Annotated in this window: 6 protein-coding genes; 1 reads left to right on the forward strand and 5 read right to left on the reverse strand. The window is 66.5% G+C overall.

Annotation, left to right across the window (positions count from 1 at the left end; genetic code table 11):
- Window positions 1–194: 194 nt before the first annotated feature.
- From H3O04_RS31440 to H3O04_RS31460, 5 genes are all read right to left on the reverse strand, one after another.
- Window positions 195–1,118 (reverse strand): recombination-associated protein RdgC, encoded by a 924-nt coding sequence (locus tag H3O04_RS31440; RefSeq protein WP_034174788.1) that lies wholly within the window; start codon window positions 1,116–1,118, stop codon window positions 195–197.
- Window positions 1,119–1,426: 308 nt separating this feature from the next.
- Window positions 1,427–2,461 (reverse strand): succinylglutamate desuccinylase/aspartoacylase family protein, encoded by a 1,035-nt coding sequence (locus H3O04_RS31445; RefSeq protein ID WP_202589180.1) that lies wholly within the window; start codon window positions 2,459–2,461, stop codon window positions 1,427–1,429.
- 247 nt (window positions 2,462–2,708) lie between these two features.
- On the reverse strand, window positions 2,709–2,984 hold the full coding sequence (locus H3O04_RS31450) for a hypothetical protein (protein ID WP_011547674.1): 276 nt from the start codon (window positions 2,982–2,984) through the stop codon (window positions 2,709–2,711).
- Window positions 2,985–3,242: 258 nt separating this feature from the next.
- A complete protein-coding gene (locus tag H3O04_RS31455; protein WP_011694740.1) occupies window positions 3,243–4,793 on the reverse strand; it encodes a sensor domain-containing diguanylate cyclase in 1,551 nt (516 codons plus the stop codon).
- Window positions 4,794–4,795: 2 nt separating this feature from the next.
- Window positions 4,796–5,956 (reverse strand): RNA-guided endonuclease InsQ/TnpB family protein, encoded by a 1,161-nt coding sequence (locus tag H3O04_RS31460; RefSeq protein WP_237666502.1) that lies wholly within the window; start codon window positions 5,954–5,956, stop codon window positions 4,796–4,798.
- 430 nt (window positions 5,957–6,386) lie between these two features.
- Here H3O04_RS31460 and H3O04_RS31465 point away from each other — a divergent pair.
- On the forward strand, window positions 6,387–8,699 hold a 2,313-nt coding region (locus tag H3O04_RS31465), incomplete at its 3' end, for a xanthine dehydrogenase family protein molybdopterin-binding subunit (RefSeq protein ID WP_202589181.1).

Consider the following 8,699-nt stretch of genomic DNA (forward strand, 5'->3'; position numbering starts at 1 on the left):
AGCCGTGCCCGTTTGATGGATGTACGGCCTGGACGACCGGCGGGATGGTGTCGTTTCGTGGCCGACGGGTGATGCCGATTCGGCGCTGGCTCGTCACGCTTGTGCGCGCCAGGCCGGGGCCCGCCGCCATGGTGGCGACGGGTTCTCCTCGATTCGTCGCGTCAGCGCGGGGCGCTGATCGACGACGACAGCGTTCAGGCCGCTGCCGCCTGCTGAATCGCGTCCTGCTGATCGCCACCCAGGATATCGACGAGACTGGTCAGCATCCGTGCCAGTTCACCCGTCATCAGCGTGAAATCCGAGTCGAAGCGTTCATCATCGTTCTGCGCGGTGGGGTCCGCCGCTTCCTTGATCACGTCAAGCGGCGTGACGCGCTTGATCGTCAGCGATGGCGTCAGCACGAACGAGATCCGGTCATTCCACGTCATCGCGAGGCGCATGCATTGCTTGCCGGCTTCGATGTGCCGGCGCATGTCGTTCGCTTCCAGCGCGTGGCCGACGTATCGCACCGTGGCGCCGCCTTCGCCGCTCGAGCGCAACTCGGCGTCCTGATCGACGGTGAAGCCGCCCGGCGCCTCGCCGGACAGCAGCCAGTCCGTCATCGCGGCGACCGGCGAACGCGCGACATGAACGCCCGCGAGCGGCAACGGGTCGATCGATTTGACGAGCAGGCTACGGACGTCGTCGGCAAGCGCCTGGGCCGCCGCATCGATGACGAGCCAGCCATTCGCCGTGTCGATCCATACGCGGGTATCGCGGCGAATGCTGAACGCGCGCGGCAGCAGTTCGTCGGTCACCTGCTCCTTGAGTTCGCGCAGTTGTTTCCGGCCGACCTTGAAGCCCTGCTGCTCCTCGACTTCGAGCGCGCGTGCCTTGGTGACCTGATTGACGACCGACGCCGGGAGCAGCTTCTTTTCGGCACGAAACAGCAGCAGCATCTGCCGGTTGTTCGAATACACGAGTGCGCCGTCGTCACGCGGCGACGCCCAGCCGACGCGCTGCATCTCGACGCTGCTGCCCGGCTGGAACGCGTGAGGCGCCAGCCATTTTTCCATCTGGTCGGGGGTGACGGCCCAGGGTGCGGGAAGACGGTGAAGCTGGAGATTCTTGAACCACATAGGCGTACGGGCAAAGCGCGTCATTCTATATGACGGGGGCGGTCAGTGGCCGGAAGCCAGCTAGCTCAAAGACCGGTGCGCCCGTCGGCACGATCAACCGATTCAGAGGCTATGCGCGTTGCTCCATGCCTTTCAACTTCCGCCAGAATTCGCTGGCCTACCGTGCCGCCAAAGCGCAGAACAGTAGAAGAACCTTGAATACGTAACCGGCGTTGCGCAGGGGAATGAGTCGCCGGTGTCGTCCGACTGACGGTCAGCGTGTCCGCACTGGCGGCGTACGATGGTCGTGAACGCGTCAGTCGGGTGCCTCACTCGATGACACGTGGCGGCGTCGACAACTCCGCCAGCTGAAACAGACAATCCCCGCGCCGCACCTGCGCGGGCACCCGCTTGCACACCACCTCGCCATCGCCGTTGAACCGATGCAGCACCGGTTCGCGCAACGGCGTATCGGGGAAATGCACCCACGCGGCCGGCTGCCCGGCCTTCACCTGATCGCCGAGTTCGACGAGCGGTTCATACAGCCCACGCTCGTACGCATAGACGAAATGGCGATCGCCGTCGACGCGCATGAAACGCGGGACGGTCGGCGGCGCGTCGGGCACGAGCGCGCCGTGCAGCAGCCCGATGTAGCCGAGGTAATGCAGCAGCCCTTGGCGGCCGAGCCGGATCAGCGACGGATCGGCCATGCCGGCGCCGCCGAGCTCGGTGACGATCGAGATCGCGCCTTGCCGGCGCGCGGCCGACGCCGAATGCACGGGATTCGGTGCGTGCAGCAGCGCGTTTTGCAAGCCGAACGCGACCAGCAGCCCGTTGAGCTTCGCGGCTTCGTCGGCGTCGAGCGGATCGATCGCGAGCATGTTGCCGCCCTGGTACAGCAGCGAGCTGCCGCCCGAATGCAGGTCGACCAGGTACTGCGCGCGCGACAGCAGCACATGCTCGATGTAGTGGGCGATCATCTGCGTCGGCGTGCCGGTCGGGTCGCCGGGAAAGCTGCGGTTCAGGTTGCCTTCGTCGAGCGGCGACACGCGCTGGCCCGCATCCGCCGCCGGGAAATTCGCCATCGGCAGCAGGATCAATTGCCCGCTGACCATGTCGGGTTCGATTTCGCGCATCAGTTGCGACACGATGATCTGGCCTTCGTACTCGTCGCCGTGGTTGCCGGCCATCACGAGCGCCACCGGGCCGTCGCCGTTGCGGATCGACACGATCGGAATCGGCAGCCAGCCGTAGGCGGAGCGGTGCACGGAGTGCGGCAGGCGCAGGTAGCCCGCGTGCTTGCCTTGCGCGTCGAGATCGATTTCGCAGTGAATGGGATTGCGGGGAGAGGAAGAGGCGGTCATGGCGGTATCGTTCGATGAACGGAATCTGCCATCTTATAGGGGAAACCGGCACCGCGCGGCGCGGCGGGCGGGATCAGCGGGGCTGCGCGTGACTGCGGACGGGCGCACTGCCGTGCGTTGCCGGGCCGATACGCGAGCCCGCGCGATGTTGCAGCGATGAAGCCATGCCGGCGTGCCGGCCGGCTGCATTCACGCGCCGGCTTTCGCGCCAGCCCGTGTCGGGACAGGGCCGGCGCGCATGACCGGCTTATCGGCCGGATGTTTCAGCTTCGAGACGTCCTTCTTCCCACAGCGCCCAGAACCGGCTGCCGGCGCGATACGGATTCGCACGCCGCGCGGCGTGATCGGCGACGCCCTGGCGAAACGCGCCGTACAGCGTGAGCGGCGGATTGTCGATGCATGCGGCTTCGTACGCGGCCGGCATCCGGCGGTCGGACACGAGCCGGCGGATCAGCGAGGCGCCGTCGATCACGGCCTGTTCGTCGATGATTTCGGTTCGTGCGAGGACGTCGACGGTATTCATGTTGGGCTCCCTGAAACGTTCTTTCCCCATCAAGGAGCAATAAGAGTGCCAACCGCGAAATGCCGCACTCGGCCTCGATCGTGCGGGCTTCTGCAGTCATCTTTCGGCATGCCGGACGGCGATGTTACGGAACACGTCACGTGACACGCGAACGCGCGGCGCCACGTGCGAACCGGCAAAGTGTTTCGGAATTGAATCGCGGGAGGGTGCGGCGGGTACGGCAAGGACGAACGCGCGGCGGAGTGCCGCGTCGCCGGTTCAACTGGCGGCGGCCGGCGCCATGCGGCGGCTGCCGCTCGAGTAGAAGCAGTAGATGCCCTTGCCGGCCGACTTCGCGTCGTACAGCGCGCTGTCGGCCTGCCGGATCAGCTCGTCGGGCGAGCCGTGCCCGTCGTCGAGCGCGATGCCGATGCTGATGCCGATGCAGACGGTCTCGCCGATCGACAGCGCGTACGGCGCCGAAATCTGCCGGATGATCCGCGCGGCGAGGATCGAGCACGCTTGCATCGTCGTGTCGTCGATCGCGACGATGAATTCGTCGCCGCCGATGCGCGCGGCGAGCTCGCCCGGCGGCAGCGTCTTGCCGAGCCGCTCGGCGACTTGCGTGAGCACTTCGTCGCCGGCCTGGTGGCCGAAGCGGTCGTTGATCGACTTGAAACCGTCGAGGTCGAGATACATGACGGCGAATGCCGGGCTCGGCAGCCGCGGCCGGCGCGCGAGCATTCGCTTGAGCTCGGCGTGCAGTTCGTGGCGATTCGGCAGACCCGTCAGCGCGTCGTGTCGCGCGAGGTGCCGGATGTGCTGTTCGGTCTGGCGGCGTGTGGTGACGTCCTCGACGATGATCACCGCGTTGCCGTCAGGCACGCGGTGGCGCGTCAGTTCGAGCTGGCGGCCGTCGGCGAGCGCGATGTCGAGCGGCCCGGGCTCGTGGCGGCTCAGCCAGCTGTCGCACTGCGCGGCGAGGCCGGCGCCGCCGGGATCGATCACGGCATCGGTGCCGAGCGCGGCGACCACGGCGGGCAACGGCGTATCGAGCATGATCTCGCGCGGCGAGCCGAACAGTTGCGCGGTCCGACGGTTCGCGACGATCACGCGGCTGTCGCCATCGATCATGCACAGGCCGTGCGGCATGTAGGTGAGGGCGGCGTCGAAGCGGGCGACGAGTTCGGCGTTGCGCTGGCGCGCGGCGATCAGCGCGACGAGCACGCGGTAGTGGCGCTGGACGACCGTGCGCATTGCCGCGAGATAGATCGCGAGCGGCGGCACCAGCAGCCAGGCGCCCGGCCGAGGGGCCAGCAGCGCACCGACGCCGATCGGCAGCACGCCGAGCACGACCTGCGTCATCGCGAGCCGCGGCAGCGCCGAATTGCGCGACGCGATCCCGCCGAACACGCCGCCTGCGACCATCACGGACAGCGTGCCGAGTTCGACGTCGGTGGCCTGCACGCAGCCCATCACGCCGAGGCCGAGCACGAAGCAGGCAACGAGCGACACCGGCGCATAGCGCTTCGCCCAGTATTCGGCGCGATCGTCGCCGGCGTTGCGCCGTACCGTGTAGGCCCGTGCGATCGACAGGCGCGCAATGAGCAGGCCGACGTCGACGACGAGCCACGCGAGGCACCACAGCTGCTGCAGCCGGATCAGCGCGACGGCCGCGACGAAGCCGCTCGCGAGCCCGGACAGCGCCATCGGGCGCACGTCCTCGAACAGCGTCACGAGCATCGACGGACGCAGCGCGGCCGTCACGCGGTGGTTGCCGGAGGGGGGAGTGGCGAGAACGGAGTTCAGGAGAGCCGCCCTGACTGCCATGATTATTGACCTCGACACGATGTCTCGATGGCTGGCGGCGCCCGCACGGCACGTGGCGGAAGCCCGGCCGAGCCGGATGCGCACGACATTACCTTGACGTCCTCCTCTCCCCAAAGGGAGAGAATTCCCACACCTGGCGATGCACGTCCGCATCGGAGAATGTTCAGCGCAGCGTTGATATCTCGATCATGCTCGACACCACAGTCACTGCAGGCCCATTCTCTTACTCGCAGTCCTGCGATACCTTTCGGCCGCGTCGTGCTGTCTCTCGACCCGCACGACGAACAGGACTGGGTCGAACCGCTTTCGTCGACTTCCTCGAACGTGGCTCCGTGCGCGATCGCTTTGTAGCGGAGCTTGTTTCGGAAGGACGACCAGGACGCGTCGTAGACGCTTTTCGCCATCCTGGTTCTGGCAAATTTCGCGGCCGACACGTTGCCGACCGCGATGTAATCGAAACGCCGCACCAGATCGAGCGCGAGCTTGTGTTGAAAATCGGCACGCGCATTCGCGACCTTGGCGTGCAGCTTCGCGATATGCCGCTTGTGCTTTCGCGCCCGTTGCGCTTTCGCCAGCTTTTCCGCCGCTCGTCGACCGAACTGGTCATTGGGCAGCTTCTCGCCGGTCGAAAGTGTGGCGAAGTCTTTCAGGCCAAGATCGACGCCGACGCCGGAACGGATCGGGCGGGCGTGCACATCCGGCATCTCGATCACGATGTTGAGAAACCAGTTGCCGCGTGCATCCTGCGCAAAGTTGATTCCATCCTTGATCTTGCCTTCGGGAAGCGGTCGGCTGTTGAACACGCGAAACGTGTTGCCGGCGAAACGGAACGCGTCACCTTCGCGCTTCAGGTCACGGCCCTTCAGCGGCACCCAGCCCAGCGATTTCCTGCTGCGATAGCGCAGGTAGGGCCGACGGTGCTGACTGCGCGAGTTCGCATATTGCTCGCACGTCGCGTTAATCGTGCCGGAGTGGATGTCGAGTTCCTTGCTGCTACCGGTCGTCAGCACGTTCAGGTCGAAACCCGTCGGCCACTTGTTGCTCCACTTGAGCGCGTGCTTTTGCGTGTCGTTGCAGAAGTTCCAGACGTAGTTCACCGCACGGCTCTGCTTGTTGAGCAGTCCGTTGAGCGATTTCACCCGGTAGCGGTAGACAAGAATCATGCACGTAATCCTAACCCGGGGAAGAAGCTGCCTGTCAACAGCACGCCTTTCCTCCCCGTTCTGAAGGACGGCGTTTCTCGGAGCAACTGATGAAAAACGGCGGCGGCGCGGGCCGCCCGGCGGCACCGCGCATTGCGTCGTGCGCGGTCGTCAGTCCCGGCTGCGAGCGGCTTGCGGATTCGGCGGCGCAAAGGCCGGTTCGTTGCGAACGGAACGATGTACGACGGCATCCGGCCGCACGCAAACGGCCAACGGATCGCCCCGCGACCACCCGCCGCAGCCCGGCTGAAACCCGTCATAAGAAATCCAATAAGTATTTCATGCGGGAAATACTATAGGCGATATATCAAAAACAATGCCAGAATGCGCGCCGCTCCGAACGCCGCGACACCCGATCGCCGTCCGAGCCGCATCAGGAGGTTCTCCCCCAATGAAAAACCACGGCCTGTCACGGCGGGGTTTTCTGAAAGCCAGCGTGCTGGCGGGCGTCGCGGTGTATGTCGCGCCCATCGGCAGCCGCGCGTTCGCGGCGCTCTTCGAAGAAAAACTCCTCACCCCGGTCAAATGGGATAGCGTCACCGGCATCCCTCAATTCCGCATCGACGGCATCGCGAAGGTCACCGGCTCGAAAGTGTTCGCCCGCGACGTGCGCGCCGCCGACATGCCGCACTGGCCGCAGCAGCAGTCGCACGCGCTGATCCTGCGCGTCACGCAGGCCGACCGCACGTACGAAGGCTTCGACCTGTCGCTGCTCGGCGACGAGCTGAAGCCGGACCGCGTGGTCACGGCCGACGATCTCGCGCGCGACGGCGTCGCATTCCCGGCGTTCTACGGCGACGACATGCTGCTACCGGCCGGCAAGACGCCCGCGTATCTCGGTCATGCGGTCGCGATCCTCATCTATCACGACTTCGCGCGTTTCCGCTTCGCGAAGAACGCGCTCAAGTTCCGCGACGACGTGATCCGCTACGGCGCGGTCACGGGCCCGCTCGAGCGCGATCCGTGGGGCACCTTCCGCTACGTGCGCGTGGGCGGCAAGACGGCCTATGACGACGACGTCTATTCGAGCCTGAAGGACGCGCCGATCTTCCCGAGCATGATGCGCAAGCACCTGCCGGTCTGGCCGGACGGCAAGGAGCACGGCAAGCTCGACGAGCAGGGCATGTTCCTCGCCGGGCAGATCGCGAGCGAGCTCGACCATCCGTCAGCCGACTGGCTCGTGTTCGACCGCGAATACAACACGCAGTCGGTCGATACGGCCGCGCTCGAACCCGACAACGCGAACTGCTGGTACGACGCCGCGACGCAGTCGCTGCACCTCGTCGTGCCGACGCAGTCGCCGCTCGAAGTGTCGGAGAATGCGGCCGCGATGGTCGCGAAATGCCGCTTCCCGGTGAAGAAGCTGTTCGTGCATCCGTGCTACACGGTCGGCTACGGCTCGAAGGATCACTTCAACGTGCCGTTCTACGGCCTCGTCTGCGCGCTGTACGCGGACGGCCGCCCGGTGCGTTTCGCGAACGACCGCTACGAGCAGTTCCAGACGTCGCTGAAGCGTCACGCGTTCAAGATGCATTACCGGATCGCGGTCGACCGCAATACGGGCCTGCTGCAGTCGTTCAAGGGCGACTTCGAGGCGAACGGCGGCGGCCGCTCGAACTTCTCGCCGTCGGTCGCGATGGTCGGCGCCACCGCCGCGCAATCGATCTACTACTTCCCGAAGAGCGACCTCGCGGCCGTCGCGATCGCATCGCGTGCGATCGACGCCGGTTCCGCGCGCGGCTACGGCACGCTGCAGAGCATGGCCGCGACCGAGATGGCGGTCGACGAGATCGCCGCGCAACTGAACATCGACCCGATCGAGTTCCGTCTGCGCAACGCGCTGCGTTCGGGAATGAAGAACACGCAGGGGGCGATTCCCGCCGGCGCGCTGCGCGTCGACGAAGTGCTCGAGCGCGCGAAGCAGCATCCGCTGTGGACGCGTCGTGCCGCGCGCAAGGCGGAGTTCGAGGCCGCGCATCCGGGCAAGCGCTACGGCGTCGGCTTCGCGTGCGTGCAGAAGGATTTCGGCACGGGCGCGGAAGCGTCGTTCGCGAAGGTCGAGTTCGACGCGCACGGCAAGGTGTCGCTGCAGCATACGGCGGCCGAGATCGGCACCGGGATGTCGACGTCGCAGGCTGTCGCGGTCGCGAAATGGCTCGGCCGTCCGGCGACCGACGTGCGCGTGGCCGTGACCGAATGGCCGGACCTGCCGGTCGAGACGAGCGGCGACCCGTACCTGATGTCGCAGGCCGACCAGGATCGCCTGAGCGCGAACCCGCGCTGGTCGCCGGGCTATGCGTCGCCGTCGAGCGCGACGAACTCGGCGTACTACTTCACGCACAGCACGCGCGAAGCCGCGCGCGCCGTGTTTCGCTACGGGCTGTGGCCGGCCGCGATGTCGATCTGGACGCGCGGCCTCGGCGGCGGCCAGGCCGCGCCGTATACGATCCGCATCGAGGATGCACGCTGGGTCGACGGCAAGCTGACCGCCGACGGCCTCGAGCCGCTGACGTTCGAACAGCTCGCGAAGCAGGCGCATGCGCTCGGCCTGCCGACCGGCGCCGTCGTGCACGTGTTCAACCGCTGGCAATGGACCGACGCCGAATTCGAGGTAGGCGGCACGGTCGAACGTCTGCCGATCGACGGGCTGTCGCTGCGTGTCGGCGCGCCGAAGGCGGGCGCCGACGACGGCCCGGTGCCGGGC

The sequence above is a fragment of the Burkholderia sp. KCJ3K979 genome, assembly GCF_016759955.1.
GTDB classification, from domain to species: domain Bacteria; phylum Pseudomonadota; class Gammaproteobacteria; order Burkholderiales; family Burkholderiaceae; genus Burkholderia; species Burkholderia orbicola.